The sequence below is a fragment of the Thioalkalivibrio sulfidiphilus genome (assembly GCF_000377945.1).
Taxonomy (GTDB): domain Bacteria; phylum Pseudomonadota; class Gammaproteobacteria; order Ectothiorhodospirales; family Ectothiorhodospiraceae; genus Thioalkalivibrio_A; species Thioalkalivibrio_A sulfidiphilus_A.
The window spans coordinates 32,281-46,957 of sequence record NZ_KB898941.1 but is presented as its reverse complement, the minus strand read 5'-3'; the positions used below and the strand labels follow the sequence as shown (position 1 = coordinate 46,957).

Here is a 14,677-nt window from a genome sequence, read left to right as displayed (position 1 = left end):
AGCTTTCTTATTATTTATATATATTTGGCAATTTATATCATTCTTTTTCTTGGATTCTCCTCTTATATCAAAGATTGCCTGGTTGATTTTGTTTGGTGCTTTTTTATTTGTTATGTCTGTCGCAATATCAACTTATCTGGTTTGCCTTGACAATGTGCTAACCGGTCCCACTCGCGCGCTTGCGCCTTTACTGGTTGGAGTCGGCGTCCTTCAATTTGTCATTATTCAGCACTTTGAGATTCTAGAGACCCCCTCAATTAAGTTATTGGCCGCGGTTCTGGTTCTATGGTTTTGGTTTAGGGGGTATGTTGTTTCTAGGTGTCTTGCAGCGAGATTTCCGGTACCAGAACACGAACTAAGAAAAGTCGTTTCTGTACTCCCACCTAAGAGTTTTCACGACATGTGGTTATTCCACATTTTCATTATAACCGTTTTGGTTCTGGTGCCTTATGTTGCGCGCCTATCTTGGGGGGCGTTGGCGTAGACTCTGAAAACGGAGAATATGAAAAGGGGTCGGTGACAGAATATGAAAAGGGGTCGGTGACAAATGAGAATCATTTGTCACCGACCCCTTTTCCGACCCCTTTTCCGATTACATCGATCTCATGGCGGAGTTCACCGAAGCAACCCAAACAGAGATTTGGGCCTACTGTCTGATGCCTAACCACGTTCATCTCGTGATGGTTCCACAGCATGAGGATGGCTTGCGCGCTGCTCTTGGCGAGGTGCATCGCCGTTACACGCGCCGCATCAACTTTCGCAATGGATGGCGGGGACATCTTTGGCAGGAGCGCTTTCACTCATTTGTCATGGATGAGCAGTACCTGCTTGCGACGGTTCGCTATGTCGAGCTCAACCCGGTGAAGGCCAGGCTTTGTCGACAGCCTGCCGACTGGCGCTGGTCGAGTGCGTTGGCCCACATGGAAGGTCAGGATGACCGCCTGGTCAAGGTGCAGCCGATGATCGACAGGGTCGGCGACTGGTCGGCCTATCTTTCCCATGACCCGGTTGAAGAGCAAGAGCACATCGCTCGACACACCCGCACCGGAAGGCCACTCGGTAGCGCGGCCTTCGTAGAACAACTCGAAGCGCTTACCGGAAAGTCATTGGCACCGAAACGCCCCGGACGTAAGGCTCGTCGGGAAACGCAATAGGTATACTGCTCCAAGAATTCCATTATTAACATGGGCTTGGCGCGGACTTTTCGTGGTCAGGCATAACCACCAGTCATCATGCCAAACTGGACGGCGTTCGGCCAATGTACTAACATTGCGTCAATTGCGCTAACGCCGGGAGATCAACCATGGCTACCACTACCCCTTCAGCGACGCGTTCCGCCCGCCTGGGATTGCGTGCCACGCCCGAGCAGGAAGCTGTCCTGCGCCGCGCCGCCGACGTGGCGCACAAGTCGCTGACGGATTTCATTCTCGACAGCGCCTGCCAGGCCGCCGAGCAAACCCTGCTCGACCAACGCTTGTTCATGGTCTCGGGAAGCCAGTACCAGGCCCTGATGGATCTGCTGGAACGTCCCGAACAGGCCAACGAGGGGCTGCGCGATCTTTTCTCGCGGAAGGCCCCTTGGGACAAGGCATGAGCTTGAGTGGCCCGGAACCCCTTGGGCCACAGCATCGGATCGAAGGTTTTGATTGCGGCAAACCGACGCTCAATGACTGGCTGGTGCGCCATGCCCGACAGGCGCAAGGCAGCGGCTCCGCCAAGACCTTCGTCGTCAGCGAAGACGATCGGGTCGCCGGTTATTTCAGCCTGACCGTCGGCCAGGTCGACGCGCTCGATGCGCCAGAGCGCATTCGCAAGGGCATGGGACAGTATCCGATCCCCGTCGTGATCCTTTCCCGTCTGGCCGTCGGTCGGCAGGACCAGGGCCTAGGGATCGGCATCGGTCTGTTACAGGATGCCATCCGCCGCACCCTGCTGATTGCCGAGCAGGCCGGCATCCGGGCGATGCTGACCCACCCCATCGATGAGCAAGCAGCGAGGTTCTATACCCGCTTTGGCTTCATTGCCTCACCGCTGCGTGAGCAGCAACTCTTGCTGCTGCTCAAGGATGCCCGCCGCTGGGTCGAGTGATCCGGCGAGGGGCCGGGGACAGTATCCCCATTACTCAGCGGCCCACAGTCATGGTAGAACAGCTCGAAGCACTTACCGGAAAATCATTGGCACCGAAATGCCCCTGACGTAAGGCTCGTCGGGAAAAGAAATAGGTAAACTGTCCCCGGAACCCCACCATGACCAGCTCCCCGCCCACTCACAACTGTCACTTCTGCCGCATTGCCGCCGGCCTGGCCGACCCGATCATTTATGAGAACCGTTCGTTCGTGGTCGCCTTCGACACCAACCCCGTCAATCCGGGGCATACGCTTGTCATCCCGCGTCGGCACGTGGTCTCGCTGTTCGAGCTCGATGAATACGAGCAGGCGGATTACTTTGACGCGATCCACGGCGCGCGGCGGGTGATCGAATCGACCGATATGGCCGCGCTGTACCGGGATATGCTCAATCGTCCCGACCTGCGCGATCGTCCCAAGGGCCACATCGAAAACGTCTTGAAGCTCCCGTTCCTGGGCAAGCGGCCCGATGCCTACACCGTGGGCAACAACGATGGCCGGGCGGCGGGTCGCAGTATCGACCACCTCCACGTGATCCTGCTGCCGCGCTTCCAGGGTGACGTGGAGGATCCCCGAGGGGGTATCAGGAACGTGATCCCGGACAGGGCGAAATACCATCTGCATGTCCAGCGCGAAACAACTGGGGTCGGTGAGAAATGATTCTCAACGGTCACCCGCATTTTCAGTCCTTCCGGTAAAACTCAACCCCTGGCAGGTCTTCAAAATGGTCGTCCGATGTGGTCAGCGTAGCGCCGTGGCGCTGTGCCGTGGCATAGATCAGGGCGTCGGCAAATGACAGGCGGTGGGCCAGGGAGAGGTCCGCGGCCAGCAGGGCGGTGGCGGTGTCGAGCGACACGATATGACACTGCTCGGTCAGGGCGATGATTTCCAGTGCTGTGACTTCATCCCTTTCCCGCTTGACCCACTTGTACAGTTCAAACTGGATGGCCGTCGGCACTACGACCTCCTCGGGCCGCATAAGGTGTGGCGCAAACTGATCGGCCAGCTCGCCATCCGTCAGCCATTCGATCCAGCCGCAGGTGTCGACCAGTGCCGGCATCAGACGCGATCCTTGCGGTCCCGGTAGTCCTGCGTATTTGCGCCCCTGAGCCGGCCTCGTGCCTTCGCAATCTCGCCAATGGGGACCAGTTCGATGGTGGTGCCCTTGGCGATGACGGCAAAGCGCTGGCCCGGTTGCAGGCCCATCGACTCGCGTATCCCTTTGGGGATGGACATCTGGAACTTGCTGGAGAGCGTTGTGGCATACATTTTTACGATTCTCGGATCGATTGTTAATGAGTAAGAATCTAGGTGGAGTGGGTCGAACAGTCAAGGGGGCATCAAGCATTGCGACGCGGGACAGGGGCGCGGACGCCATTCCCTCCTGGCAGTTGCGCTAGCCCGCATATCTCACCGGGATCGCGGGAGCAGGCGAAGGATTCGTGCCTGTAGGCGCCGCTCTGGAGCGAAACCCATAGCAATAGCTATGGGTTGAGTGAAGAGCAAGCCTGCGGGCGCGAAGACGAGCCTGAACCGCGATAGGACACCGGCGGGAACAGACTGTCATGCTGAGGTTGCCGACCTTTTCGGTGTATTCCACCTACGTTTCACCCTGTTACGCGCCCGCCGGTGTCCGACCGGTGGGATGTGCGGGCTAGTCCTGAGCGCCTTTTCTCACCGGGAGACGTTGGTTTTCAGGATTGTGCGTTGCGCCTGATCACCCCAGCGGCTATGATTGTCGGCTTTTCCGGGCCCAGCCCGGGAATTCTCCTTGCCTCACCGGATGGTCCGGGAGGCTTTATATCCGTAAGGAGTTCTGGCAATGCGTCATTATGAAATCGTGTTCATGGTCCATCCGGACCAGAGCGAACAGGTCTCCGCCATGATCGAACGCTACCGCGGCCTCATCGAGGGCGACGGCGGCAAGATCCACCGGCTGGAAGACTGGGGTCGCCGTCAGCTGGCCTACCCCATCAACAAGATCCACAAGGCCCACTACGTGCTCATGAACGTGGAGTGCGGCGAGGCTGCCCTGGCAGAACTGGTCAGCGCCTTCCGTTTCAACGACGCGGTGATCCGCCACATGGTGATGCTCATGGAGCGCGCCTTCACCGAGGCCTCCCCGCTCGCCAAGGGCCGCGAAGAGGACGACAGCGACTCCTCCGCCCGCCGTGCCCGGGATGACAGCGACGACGATGGCGATGACGACGAAGACGATCGTCGCGCCTCCGCCGACTGATCCCCTTCCACAGAATCCCCTAGAGGAATAAGCCATGAGCCGTTTCTTCCGCCGCCGCAAGTACTGCCGGTTCACCGCCGAGGGTGTCGAGTTCATCGACTACAAGGATCTCAACACCCTGAAGAACTACATCACCGAGACGGGCAAGATCGTACCGAGCCGCATCACCGGCACCAGCGCGCGCTACCAGCGCCAGCTGGCCACCGCCGTGAAGCGTGCCCGCTACCTGGCCCTGCTGCCCTACTGCGACAACCATTGATCCGCTGATGCCCGCTCGCCCGTGAGGGTGGGCGGGCGGGCTGCCCATGAAAGCGCTGGCATCGTTCATCATGCAGGGCCGGCTGCGGGCGGTGACGACCGTGGCCGGGTTCGGCGCCGCGGGTCTGATCATCCCGCCCCTGGGGCTGGTGGCCAGCGCTGCGGTGGCCCTGGTCGCCCTGCGCCTGGGTACCCTGCAGGGTCTCTGGGTGCTGCTGATGGCCTCGGCCCTGTTGGCAGGCCTGGTGTGGGTGAGCGGCGTGCAGCCAGCGGTGGGTTTCATGCTCGGCGCGGTGCAGTGGCTGCCCATGCTGCTGCTGGCCCACCTGCTGCGCCAGACCGTGTCCTGGCCCGCGAGCCTGCTCGCCGGCGTGGCGGTGGCCTGCGGTGGCATCCTGCTGGTGCACGCCTCGGTGCCGGACGTGACCGAGATGTGGGTGCAGACCCTGCACCAGATCCTGGGCCCCGTGTTCCAGCAGTCGGGCACCTCGGCGGCGGACCTGGACGAGGCCCTGCGCCAGGCGGCGCCGCTCATGACCGGCATGCTGGCCGCGGCCCTGCTGATGAGCCTGGCCCTGGCGCTGGTGCTGGCGCGCTACTGGCAGGCGCAGCTGTACAACCCGGGTGGTTTCGCCGACGAGTTCCAGCGGCTGCAGCTGGGTCGGGTACCGGCCCTGGTGCTGGCGGGGCTGATGCTGGGGGCCTGGATGACCCAGTCCACCCTCCTGATCGAGCTGAGCCTGGTGTTCCTGGTGGTGTTCTTTCTCCAGGGCATTGCGCTGGTCCACGGCCTGACCCGGCAGCTGGAGATGCACAAGTTCTGGCTGGTGGGCATGTACGTGCTGATGGTCATCGCCCTGCCGCAGGTGATGATCATGCTGTCGGCCTTCGGGGCCATCGACAGCGTGGCGGATTTCCGCGCCCGCTTCGCCCGCAAGGCATGAGCCGCCGGCGGACAGCGCATCGATAAACTTGAATCATCGTCAACGACGAAGGTAAACGAAGATGGAAGTGATCCTGCTTACGAAGGTGGAAAACCTGGGCAACCTGGGCGACAAGGTGCGTGTGCGCGACGGTTATGCGCGTAACTACCTGGTGCCCCAGGGCAAGGCCAAGTACGCCACCGCCGAAAACATCGCCGAGTTCGAGGCCCGCCGCGCGGAGCTCGAGAAGGCCGCCGCCGAGGCCCTGGCCGCCGCCGAGGCCCGTCGCGCCAAGCTCGAGGCCCTGGAGCCCGTGACCATCGCCTCCAAGTCCGGCGGTGAGGGCAAGCTGTTCGGCTCCGTGGGTACCCACGACATCGCCGAGGCCGTGACGGCCGCCGGCGTGGAAGTGGAGAAGCGTGAGGTGCGCATGCCCCTGGGTCCGATCCGCCAGACCGGCGAGTACGACATCGAGCTGCACCTGCACACCGACGTCAACGCCACCGTGAAGGTGGTGGTGGTCGCCGAGCAGTAAGCAGGCCGCGCCCGGTCATGCCGGGCGTCTCCGCTCACTGGCGTAGCCCGTCCGGACGCAGATCCGGGCGGGCTTCGCCGTGTGTGTTCGACCCGCCGGTTCGGCTTGATCCTGGCCCGCATATCTCACCACCCTTCTACTGCGGCCGCTGATCTGCGCGCTAGATGCGGCGCCCGCCTGCCTGAGGCATACTGTGTTCCCCGCACAGCCGCTTCGATCCCATGCCCGAAACACAGCGCAGTTCCGCCCCGCGAGGCAGTACCGAGTCCCTGAAGGTGCCCCCCCATTCCATGGAGGCCGAACAGGCGGTGCTGGGCGGTCTGATGCTGGACAACGAGGCCTGGGACGCGGTGGCCGACCGGCTCTCCGAGGCGGACTTCTACCGCCATGACCACCGCCTGATCTTCCGCGCCATCGGTGAACTGGCCGAGCGCAACAGCCCCTTCGACGTGGTGACCCTGTCCGAGCGCCTGGAGTCCCGTGGAGAACTGGATGATGCCGGCGGGCTCGCCTACCTGGGCCTGCTGGCCAAGGACACGCCCAGCGCCGCCAACATCCGCGCCTACGCGGACATCGTGCGCGAGCGCTCCGTGCTGCGCCAGCTCATCAGCGTGGGCACCGAGATCGCCGATTCCGGCTTCAACCCGGAGGGCCGCGAGAGCCGTGAACTGCTGGATGCCGCCGAACAGAAGGTGTTCGAGATTGCCGAGCAGGGCGCCCGCGCCCAGCAGGGTTTCCGCTCCATGCGCGCACTGCTGCGCAACACCGTGGAGCACATCGAGATGCTCTACGAGCGGGACAATCCCATCACCGGCCTGCCCACCGGCTACAGCGAGTTCGACGAGATGACCTCCGGCCTGCAGGGCGGAGACCTGGTGATCGTGGCCGGGCGCCCGTCCATGGGCAAGACCAGTTTTGCCATGAACATCGCCGAGTACGCGGCCCTCAAGCAGCAGGCGCCGGTGGCGGTGTTCAGCATGGAGATGCCCGGCGAGCAGCTGTCCATGCGTCTGCTGTCCTCCATGGGTCGCATCAACCAGCAGCGCCTGCGCACCGGGCGGCTTGAAGATGAAGACTGGCCGCGCTTCACCAGCGCCGTGTCCATGCTCTCCGAGGCGCAGCTCTACATCGACGACAGCCCTGCCCTGTCGCCCACGGAAGTGCGCGCCCGCGCCCGGCGCCTGATGCGCGAGCACAAGAAGCTGGGTCTGATCGTGATCGACTACCTGCAGCTCATGCAGGTGCCCGGCAGCAACGAGAACCGCACCACGGAGATCTCCGAGATCTCCCGGGGTCTGAAGGCCCTGGCCAAGGAACTGAGCGTGCCGGTGATCGCGCTGTCCCAGCTCAACCGCGGCCTGGAACAGCGGCCCAACAAGCGCCCGGTGATGTCCGACCTGCGCGAGTCCGGTGCCATCGAGCAGGATGCGGATCTCATCTGCTTCATCTACCGGGACGAGGTCTACAACCCGGAGAGCCCCGACAAGGGCACCGCCGAGATCATCATCGCCAAGCAACGTAACGGTCCCATCGGCACCGTGCGGCTCACCTTCCTGGGCCAGTACACCCGCTTCGAGAACTACGTGCCCGAGGTCTACTCCAGCGAGGCCTTCTCATGAGGCGAGCGGCCCGTGCCCGCATCGACCTGAGCGCCCTGCGTCACAACCTCCGCACCGCCCGCCGGGCGGCCCCCCGCAGTCGTGTCATGGCGGTGATCAAGGCCGAGGCCTACGGTCATGGCATGGTGGCCGTGGCCCGGGCACTCGCCGCCGAGGCCGACGCCTTCGCCCTCTCCTGCATCGACGAGGCCCGGGTACTGCGGGAGGCGGGCGTGATGCTGCCCCTGGTGGTGCTGCAGGGCTTTCGGGACGCGGGGCAGCTGATCGAGGCCGCCCGCCTGGGTGACGTGCAGCCGGTGATCCACAGCGCCGGGCAGCTGGACGTGCTGGCATCGGCCGCGCTGCCCGCGCCGCTTCGGGTGTGGCTCAAGCTGGACACGGGTATGCACCGGCTGGGCCTGCCGCCCGCAGAGGCGGCCGCACTGCAGAAGCGCGTCGCCGCGCTGCCCCAGGTGGCCGGTGTGCCCGGGCTCATGACCCATCTCGCCTGTGCCGACGAGCCCGAGCGCCCCGAGACCAACGCGCAGTTGCAGGTCTTCGATGCCGCCACCGCGGATCTGAGCGGTGAGCGCAGCATCGCCAATTCCGCCGCAGTACTTCGCATGCCTGCCGCCTGCCGGGACTGGGTGCGTCCGGGCATCATGCTCTATGGCGCCTCGCCCCTGGTCGGCGAGCAGGCGCAATCCCTGGATCTCAAGCCCGTGATGACCGTGAGCGCACCGGTGGTGGCGGTCAAGCGGCTCGCGGCCGGGGATGCGGTGGGCTACGGCGGCAGCTACGTGTGCAAGTCACCCCGCACCATGGCGGTGGTGGCCATGGGCTACGGCGACGGTTATCCGCGCCATGCGCCGAGCGGCACGCCGGTGCGGGTGCGCGGCCGGCGCTGCGAGCTCATGGGTCGCGTGTCCATGGACATGCTCTGCGTGGACGTGACGGAAGTGCCGGGCGTCGCGCCGGGGGATGCCGTGACCCTCTGGGGCGAGGGCCTGCCCGTGGACGAGATCGCTGCCGCCGCCGGCACCATCAGCTACGAGCTGCTGTGCAACGTGGGCGGGCGGCTGCGGATGGAGTACGGGGGGTAAATTCAAGATTCAAAATTCAAGATTCAAAGGGAGGACGGCAACCGCTGTTTCCACCTTTGAATTTTGAATTTTGAATCTGTCCTCACCCCTTCAGATCCAGTTCCGGCGCGATCTCCGCGCGCGGATCCATCTCCGCGGCGACCGCCGAGGTGCGGGTCACGGGCACGAACTCACCCTGTTCCTCGGCAGACACCGGGCGGTCACTGCGGATGCGGTGCTGCACGAACAGGGCCAGCAGCACCAGCAGCACGCCCATCACCAGGGGCCAGACCCGGGTGTCGGTGAAGTGCAGCACCAGGCCGGTGAGGATCGGGCCCAGGGTGGCGCCGATGCCGTTGAGCAGCAGCAGGCCGCGGGTGGCGTCCAGCACCTGGCCCACGTCCACCCGGTCATGGGTGTGGGCCACGCACAGGGCATAGAGGGAGAAGGAAAACCCGCCGTAGAACACCGAGGCCACCAGCAGGCCGATCAGGGTGATCCCCGAGACGGCGAAGATCAGGGTCGCGGCGATGGCGCCCACCAGGCACACCAGCACCAGCACCACGCGCCGGTCCCGGTTGTCGGAGAGCAGTCCGATGGGCCACTGCAGCAGGGCGCCGCCGAAGATCACCACGCTGATGAACAGCGCCACCCCCAGTGCGTCCAGCCCGATGGCCAGGGCGTAGACCGCCGACAGGCCCCAGAAGGTACCGGTGATCATGCCGGAGGTGAAGGAGCCCACGAAGCCCACCGGCGACTGGTGGTAGAGGCGTACCAGTGGGAAGCGCGGCGTCTGCACCGGCACCGGCTGGGAGACCGGCGTAAGCGCCACCGGCAGCAGGCCTAGGGAGAACAGCATGCCCACCAGCACGAAGCTCGCCAGGCTGGAGGGGCCATAGGCCAGGATCAGGAACTGGCCCACGCCCAGGGCGACCAGGCTCACCATCATGTACACGGCGAACACCTGCCCGCGCTTGTGGCGCACCTGCTCGTTGAGCCAGCTCTCGATCACCATGTACAGGCCCAGCACCGAGATGCCGGTGATGACGCGCAGCACCCACCACACCACCGGATCCACCACCAGGCCGTGCAGCAGGGAGGCCACCGAGGCGGTGGAGGCCAGGGCGGCGAAGGCGCGGATGTGTCCCACCCGGCGGATCAGGGGCGGGCACAGGAAAGAGCCGAGGATGTAGCCGAGGAAGAAGGCGGACATCACCACGCCGATCAGCAACTCCGAATAGCCCTCCAGGCCCGCGCGCAGGCCCAGCAGGGTGCCCAGCAGGCCGGAGCCGGCCAGCAGGATGCCCATGCCGAGCAGGAGTGAGTAGATGGAGGCGACGGTGGCAAACATGGCGGGTATTTCCGTGAATACAGGCGGCCGACGATCAAGGGCGCCATGGTAGTGGCTTGAAGACAGGACTGCGATGGCATTCGTCCCGCCCATTGGACCGGCGGTCTGTCATGAGTTCCCGCGCGGCGTCATTTCCTGCGTGACTGTTCGCTCGTGCCATAGGGCGGGCCGTGCCCACCGTCAGCCGCAGGTCCGCGGGCAGCAGGCGGCCATAGGCCGCCCCATGCGCTGTTCGCGCGCTTCATTTGACAGGCTTTCCCCCCTTACCTAGCATCGCCCGTCTGTCCCCGAATGTCACCGCCCGGCCGTGAGGCCGCGCACCCTGATACGGAAGCCGAGATGAAAGATCCCCAGGATTACGCCTTCGAGACCCGCGCCGTGCGGGCCGGTCAGCACCGCACCAACGAGGGTGAGCACTCGGAGGCCATCTTCCCCACCTCCAGCTTCGTGTTCGAGAGCGCGGCCCAGGCGGCGGCCCGCTTCGGCGGCCAGGAGCCGGGCAACATCTACTCGCGCTTCACCAACCCCACGGTGCGCACCTTCGAGCAGCGCCTGGCCGCCATGGAGGGGGGCGAGGCCTGCGTGGGCACCGCCTCGGGCATGGCGGCGATCCTCGCCACCTGCATGGCGCTGCTCAAGGCGGGCGATCACATCGTCTCCTCCAAGGCGGTGTTCGGCACCACCACCTCGCTGTTCAACACCTACCTCACCCGCTTCGGCGTGGCGGTGAGCTTCGTGCCGCTCGCGGATCTCGCCGCCTGGGAGGCGGCCATCCGCCCCGAGACTCGCATGCTGTACGTGGAATCCCCCTCCAACCCGCTCACCGAGCTGGTGGACATCCGCGCCCTGGCGGAGCTGGCCCATGCCCGGGGTTGCCTGCTGGTGGTGGACAACTGTTTCTGCACCCCGGCCTTGCAGCAGCCCCTGGCCCTGGGCGCCGACATCGTGATCCATTCCGCCACCAAGTACCTGGACGGCCAGGGCCGCTGCGTGGGCGGCGCGGTGGTGGGCGACGCGGAGCGGGTGGGCAAGGAGGTGTTCGGTTTCCTGCGCACCGCCGGCCCCACCATGAGCCCGTTCAACGCCTGGGTGTTCCTCAAGGGCCTCGAGACCCTGAGCCTGCGCATGCGCGCCCATTGCGAGAACGCCCTGGTGTTGGCCCGCTGGCTGGAATCCCTGCCCCAGGTGGAGCGGGTCTACTACCCGGGCCTGGAGAGCCATCCCCAGCACGATCTGGCCAAGCGCCAGCAGTCGGGCTTCGGCGGCATCGTCTCCTTCGAGGTCAAGGGCGGGCGTGAGGCGGCCTGGCGGGTCATCGACGCCATCGAGATGCTGTCCATCACCGCCAACCTGGGGGATGCCAAGACCACCATCACCCACCCGGCCACCACCACCCATGGCCGGCTGACGCCCGAGCAGCGGGAGGCCCAGGGCATCCGGGAGGGGCTGATCCGGGTGGCGGTTGGCCTGGAGGCCATCGCGGACATCCAGAAGGATCTGGCTCGCGGCTTAGGCGGCTGACCGCCGCGCGCCGTGATCCGGGAGGTCACCGCGCTGGACGACCCGCAGCTGCCGCTGGTGCTGCTGCGTGCGGCTCTGTCGGCGGTGGAGGGCCAGGCCGTGGTGCGCCAGGCCCTGTCCGAGTCCCCGCCCGAGGGTCCCTGCCACGTCATCGCCCTGGGCAAGGCGGCCGCCGCCATGGCCCGGGGTGCCCGCTCGGTGCTGGACGGGGGCCTCGCCCGGGCCCTGGTGGTGAGCCGCCAGGGCCACCTGGATTTCACCCTGTGTTCCGATCCCCGCATCCGCTGCGTGGAGGCGGATCATCCCGTGCCGGGACCCCTCAGCCTGGAGGCTGGCCGCCAGTTGCTGGCCTTCATCGACTCGACCCCGGCCGATCACTGCCTGCTGTTCCTGATCTCGGGGGGCACCTCGAGCCTGGTGGAGGTGCCGGTGTCCGGGGTGGGCGGCGAGCGCCTGGCGGTGCTCAACGAGTGGCTGCTGGGGGCGGGCCTGGACATCGCCGTCATGAACCGGGTGCGCAGCGCCCTGTCCCGGATCAAGGGCGGCCGCCTGGGCCAGCGCCTGGCGGGGCGCAAGCTGCGTGCCCTGCTTATCTCCGACGTACCCGGTGACGACCCGGCGGTGATCGGTTCGGGTCTGCTGGCGGCGGGCAGTGTGCTTGCGCCCTGGCCTGTCCTACCGGCCCATCTCGAATGGGTGGGGCGCTGCGCCCAGCCGCCGCTGCTGCCCGCCGAGGTGCCCCGGTTTCCCCTGCGCGTGGTGGCGAACCTGGAACAGGCCTGCGCGGCGGTGGAGGCGGCGGCCCGGGACCAGGGTCTGCCCGTGTTCCGGCACCGGGAGTTTCTCGAGGCCGAGGCGGCGGCCACCGGCGAGGCCCTGGCCCGGACGCTGCTGGATGCGGAGCCTGGCGTGCACATCTGGGGCGGCGAGACCCGGGTGACGCTCCCGCCCGAGCCCGGCCGCGGCGGGCGCAACCAGCACCTGGCCCTGGCGGCTGCACGGGTGCTGGCAGGCCATGACGGGGTGCGCCTGCTGGCCGCGGGCACCGACGGCTCCGATGGCAACAGCCTGGACGCCGGTGCCCTGGTGGATGGCGGCACCGTTTCCCGGGGCAAGGCGGCGGGGCTGGATGCCGCCGCCAGCCTGGAGAAGGCGGACTCGGGGCGTTTCCTGGCCGCCGCCGGTGACCTGATCCACACCGGCCCCACGGGCACCAACGTCATGGACCTGGTGATCGGCGTGGTGGCCGCTTCGCGGCCTGGCCGGGCTGAGTGACAGGACGCAAAGCGCGCAAAGACGCGGAGAACGCAAAGTGTTTTCAACAAAAGAACCTCTGCGTTCTTTGCGTCTCTGCGGCCTTCGCGTTGTCTCCACGAATCAAGATAAAGACCGCATACCTGACGTGAACGAAACAACTGACAGAACCGAGCCCGTGGCCTGCGTGCATGAAGAGGCCTTCGCGGCGCTGATGCAGGCGGACCCGGCCACCAAGTGCCGCATGGCCATGGCCCTGCGCGCTCGCTGGCAGGCGGGCCGCGTGGCGCCCGCACCGAATGCGTCGGCACCCGAGTCGGTGCCGGTGCCCGGGCGGCCCGAACGCCCGCGCCTGGTGGATCCCATGGCCGTGCCCCGGCGCAAGCTCACCACGCCCCGGGGCCAGGCGGCCCTGGTGCACGCCATCGCCCACATCGAGTTCAACGCCATCAACCTGGCCCTGGATGCCGTCTACCGTTTCCGCGCACTGCCCGCCGACTATTACGGAGACTGGCTGCGGGTGGCTGACGAGGAGGCCCGGCATTTCCTGATGCTGCGCCGGCGCCTGGAGGGCCTGGGTCATGGCTACGGGGACTTCGACGCCCACAACGGCCTCTGGGACATGGCGGTGAAGACCGCCCACGACCCCCTGCTGCGCATGGCCCTGGTGCCCCGGGTGCTGGAGGCCCGGGGCCTGGACGTGACGCCGGGCATGATGGAACGCCTGCGCGCGGCCGGGGACCTGGAGACCGTGGAGATCCTGGAGGTGATCCTGCGCGAGGAGGTGGGCCACGTGGCCATCGGTACGCGCTGGTTCCGCTATCTCTGCGACCAGCGTGGCCTGGATGCGGACGCCACCTTCGGCGCGCTGATCGCCGAGTACATGCCCGGGCGCATCAAGCCGCCGTTTCACGAGGCGGCACGGCTGGAGGCGGGGTTTACGGAGGCGGAGATGGCGCTCTTGAAGGGGGAAGGGTGAACTGAAGTGCGAAGTGTGAATTGGGAAGTCGGAAGTACAATCTGGGCCCAACTTCGCACTTCCCAATTCACACTTCGCACTTCTACCTGATTGTTTCCAGTTTCATCCCTTCCGGCGTCACCCGCAGCATCCCCCCGGTCTCGTACCAGTCCGCCAGCACCACCCGCTGTGATGGCCTGCCGTCCACGGTGAGCGCGTGGATGGCGGGGCGGTGGGTGTGGCCGTGGATGAGCAGGTCCACCCCGTGGCGGCGCAGGGCGTCCTCCACGGCCCGTGGGCTCACGTCGGTGATCTCCGGTGACTTCATGCGCCCGTTTTCGCGGCTTTTGGCGCGCATGGCCTCGGCCTCGGCGCGGCGACTGGCCAGGGAACGGGCGAGGAAGGCCTGCTGCCAGGTGCCGTCGCGCACCATGTCCCGGAAGGCCATGTATTCGTGGTCGTCCAGGCACAGGCTGTCGCCGTGCATGAGCAGGGCGGGGCGGCCGTAGAGGTCCACCACCGTCTCCTCAGCGAGAAGGCGCATGCCGGTACGCCGGGCGAATGCCTCGCCCAGCAGGAAGTCGCGGTTGCCGTGGGCGAAGTACACCGGCACGCCGGCATCGGTGAGGCTGCGCAGGGCGGCGGCGACGCCCCCCAGGTGGGGGGCGTCGTCGTCGTCACCGATCCAGTATTCAAACAGGTCGCCCAGGATGTAGAGGGCGTCGGCCTCCCGGGCCTGCTCGTGCAGGAAGCGTTCGAACAGGGCCAGGATCTGCGGACGTTCCCTGTCCAGGTGCAGGTCCGAGATGAACAGGGTCTGGGGCACGACCCG

The 14,677-nt window shown here is 65.8% G+C and carries 17 protein-coding genes; 13 read left to right on the top strand and 4 right to left on the bottom strand.

The features are described 5' to 3' along the window. The first annotated feature begins 605 nt into the window (after positions 1 to 605). From D580_RS15400 to D580_RS0109795, 4 genes are all read left to right on the top strand, one after another. Positions 606 to 1,154, top strand: coding sequence for a transposase (locus tag D580_RS15400; protein ID WP_018954215.1), 549 nt, complete (start codon positions 606 to 608; stop codon positions 1,152 to 1,154). A 149-nt stretch (positions 1,155 to 1,303) separates the two neighbouring features. After that, positions 1,304 to 1,594: a DUF1778 domain-containing protein gene (locus D580_RS0109805; protein ID WP_018954214.1), complete on the top strand. Its 291-nt coding sequence runs from the start codon at positions 1,304 to 1,306 to the stop codon at positions 1,592 to 1,594. Beyond that, positions 1,591 to 2,088: a GNAT family N-acetyltransferase gene (locus D580_RS0109800; protein WP_018954213.1), complete on the top strand. Its 498-nt coding sequence runs from the start codon at positions 1,591 to 1,593 to the stop codon at positions 2,086 to 2,088. The genes D580_RS0109805 and D580_RS0109800 overlap by 4 nt, the downstream gene beginning before the upstream one ends. A 158-nt stretch (positions 2,089 to 2,246) precedes the next feature. Beyond that, complete coding sequence (locus D580_RS0109795; protein WP_018954212.1) at positions 2,247 to 2,786, top strand: HIT family protein; 540 nt, start codon at positions 2,247 to 2,249, stop codon at positions 2,784 to 2,786. Positions 2,787 to 2,808: 22 nt separating this feature from the next. On the opposite strand, the gene D580_RS0109790 is transcribed toward D580_RS0109795, so the two are convergent. Together D580_RS0109790 and D580_RS0109785 are read right to left on the bottom strand one after the other, a co-directional pair. Next, a complete protein-coding gene (locus D580_RS0109790; RefSeq protein ID WP_018954211.1) occupies positions 2,809 to 3,186 on the bottom strand; it encodes a type II toxin-antitoxin system VapC family toxin in 378 nt (125 codons plus the stop codon). Next, on the bottom strand, positions 3,186 to 3,395 hold the full coding sequence (locus tag D580_RS0109785) for an AbrB/MazE/SpoVT family DNA-binding domain-containing protein (protein WP_018954210.1): 210 nt from the start codon (positions 3,393 to 3,395) through the stop codon (positions 3,186 to 3,188). The genes D580_RS0109790 and D580_RS0109785 overlap by 1 nt, the downstream gene beginning before the upstream one ends. Before the next feature lie 553 nt (positions 3,396 to 3,948). Between D580_RS0109785 and rpsF the strand changes: the two genes are divergently transcribed. The 6 genes from rpsF to alr all read left to right on the top strand — a co-directional run bounded on the left by rpsF (position 3,949) and on the right by alr (position 8,782). Further along, on the top strand, positions 3,949 to 4,365 hold the full coding sequence (gene rpsF / locus D580_RS0109780) for a 30S ribosomal protein S6 (RefSeq protein ID WP_012637496.1): 417 nt from the start codon (positions 3,949 to 3,951) through the stop codon (positions 4,363 to 4,365). Positions 4,366 to 4,399: 34 nt separating this feature from the next. Continuing rightward, a complete protein-coding gene (gene rpsR, locus D580_RS0109775) occupies positions 4,400 to 4,624 on the top strand; it encodes a 30S ribosomal protein S18 (protein WP_012637497.1) in 225 nt (74 codons plus the stop codon). A 46-nt stretch (positions 4,625 to 4,670) separates the two neighbouring features. Then, positions 4,671 to 5,567 carry a DUF2232 domain-containing protein gene (locus D580_RS0109770; protein WP_018954209.1) on the top strand — a complete coding sequence of 299 codons (897 nt, stop codon included), beginning with the start codon at positions 4,671 to 4,673 and terminating at the stop codon, positions 5,565 to 5,567. Between the two features lie 61 nt (positions 5,568 to 5,628). Further along, positions 5,629 to 6,081, top strand: coding sequence for a 50S ribosomal protein L9 (gene rplI / locus D580_RS0109765; protein WP_018954208.1), 453 nt, complete (start codon positions 5,629 to 5,631; stop codon positions 6,079 to 6,081). Between the two features lie 221 nt (positions 6,082 to 6,302). Continuing rightward, the gene (gene dnaB, locus D580_RS0109760) at positions 6,303 to 7,700 is read left to right on the top strand and encodes a replicative DNA helicase (RefSeq protein ID WP_018954207.1); all 1,398 of its coding nucleotides are present in this window, start codon (positions 6,303 to 6,305) and stop codon (positions 7,698 to 7,700) included. Continuing rightward, entirely contained in the window at positions 7,697 to 8,782 is a 1,086-nt protein-coding gene (gene alr / locus D580_RS0109755; RefSeq protein ID WP_018954206.1) for an alanine racemase, read from the top strand. Before dnaB ends, alr begins: the two co-directional genes overlap by 4 nt. An 82-nt stretch (positions 8,783 to 8,864) precedes the next feature. On the opposite strand, the gene D580_RS0109750 is transcribed toward alr, so the two are convergent. Further along, positions 8,865 to 10,112, bottom strand: coding sequence for an MFS transporter (locus tag D580_RS0109750; RefSeq protein ID WP_018954205.1), 1,248 nt, complete (start codon positions 10,110 to 10,112; stop codon positions 8,865 to 8,867). Between the two features lie 339 nt (positions 10,113 to 10,451). Between D580_RS0109750 and D580_RS0109745 the strand changes: the two genes are divergently transcribed. The 3 genes from D580_RS0109745 (at position 10,452) to D580_RS0109735 (ending at position 13,866) form a co-directional block, all read left to right on the top strand. Further along, positions 10,452 to 11,633 (top strand): O-succinylhomoserine sulfhydrylase, encoded by a 1,182-nt coding sequence (locus D580_RS0109745; RefSeq protein ID WP_026289875.1) that lies wholly within the window; start codon positions 10,452 to 10,454, stop codon positions 11,631 to 11,633. Positions 11,634 to 11,645: 12 nt separating this feature from the next. Continuing rightward, positions 11,646 to 12,908: a glycerate kinase type-2 family protein gene (locus tag D580_RS0109740; protein ID WP_018954202.1), complete on the top strand. Its 1,263-nt coding sequence runs from the start codon at positions 11,646 to 11,648 to the stop codon at positions 12,906 to 12,908. 193 nt (positions 12,909 to 13,101) lie between these two features. Then, positions 13,102 to 13,866: a ferritin-like domain-containing protein gene (locus tag D580_RS0109735; RefSeq protein ID WP_419581643.1), complete on the top strand. Its 765-nt coding sequence runs from the start codon at positions 13,102 to 13,104 to the stop codon at positions 13,864 to 13,866. A gap of 82 nt (positions 13,867 to 13,948) precedes the next feature. On the opposite strand, the gene D580_RS0109730 is transcribed toward D580_RS0109735, so the two are convergent. After that, positions 13,949 to 14,671: a UDP-2,3-diacylglucosamine diphosphatase gene (locus tag D580_RS0109730; RefSeq protein WP_026289874.1), complete on the bottom strand. Its 723-nt coding sequence runs from the start codon at positions 14,669 to 14,671 to the stop codon at positions 13,949 to 13,951. Positions 14,672 to 14,677 lie beyond the last annotated feature (6 nt).

Excerpts from the sequence above, each read along its gene's own strand:
- D580_RS15400 (WP_018954215.1), top strand. The coding sequence starts at position 606 with ATGGCGGAGTTCACCGAAGCAACCCAAACAGAGATTTGGGCCTACTGT.
- D580_RS0109805 (WP_018954214.1), top strand. The coding sequence starts at position 1,304 with ATGGCTACCACTACCCCTTCAGCGACGCGTTCCGCCCGCCTGGGATTG.
- D580_RS0109800 (WP_018954213.1), top strand. The coding sequence starts at position 1,591 with ATGAGCTTGAGTGGCCCGGAACCCCTTGGGCCACAGCATCGGATCGAA.
- D580_RS0109795 (WP_018954212.1), top strand. The coding sequence starts at position 2,247 with ATGACCAGCTCCCCGCCCACTCACAACTGTCACTTCTGCCGCATTGCC.
- D580_RS0109790 (WP_018954211.1), bottom strand. The coding sequence starts at position 3,186 with ATGCCGGCACTGGTCGACACCTGCGGCTGGATCGAATGGCTGACGGAT.
- D580_RS0109785 (WP_018954210.1), bottom strand. The coding sequence starts at position 3,395 with ATGTATGCCACAACGCTCTCCAGCAAGTTCCAGATGTCCATCCCCAAA.
- rpsF (WP_012637496.1), top strand. The coding sequence starts at position 3,949 with ATGCGTCATTATGAAATCGTGTTCATGGTCCATCCGGACCAGAGCGAA.
- rpsR (WP_012637497.1), top strand. The coding sequence starts at position 4,400 with ATGAGCCGTTTCTTCCGCCGCCGCAAGTACTGCCGGTTCACCGCCGAG.
- D580_RS0109770 (WP_018954209.1), top strand. The coding sequence starts at position 4,671 with ATGAAAGCGCTGGCATCGTTCATCATGCAGGGCCGGCTGCGGGCGGTG.
- rplI (WP_018954208.1), top strand. The coding sequence starts at position 5,629 with ATGGAAGTGATCCTGCTTACGAAGGTGGAAAACCTGGGCAACCTGGGC.
- dnaB (WP_018954207.1), top strand. The coding sequence starts at position 6,303 with ATGCCCGAAACACAGCGCAGTTCCGCCCCGCGAGGCAGTACCGAGTCC.
- alr (WP_018954206.1), top strand. The coding sequence starts at position 7,697 with ATGAGGCGAGCGGCCCGTGCCCGCATCGACCTGAGCGCCCTGCGTCAC.
- D580_RS0109750 (WP_018954205.1), bottom strand. The coding sequence starts at position 10,112 with ATGTTTGCCACCGTCGCCTCCATCTACTCACTCCTGCTCGGCATGGGC.
- D580_RS0109745 (WP_026289875.1), top strand. The coding sequence starts at position 10,452 with ATGAAAGATCCCCAGGATTACGCCTTCGAGACCCGCGCCGTGCGGGCC.
- D580_RS0109735 (WP_419581643.1), top strand. The coding sequence starts at position 13,102 with ATGCAGGCGGACCCGGCCACCAAGTGCCGCATGGCCATGGCCCTGCGC.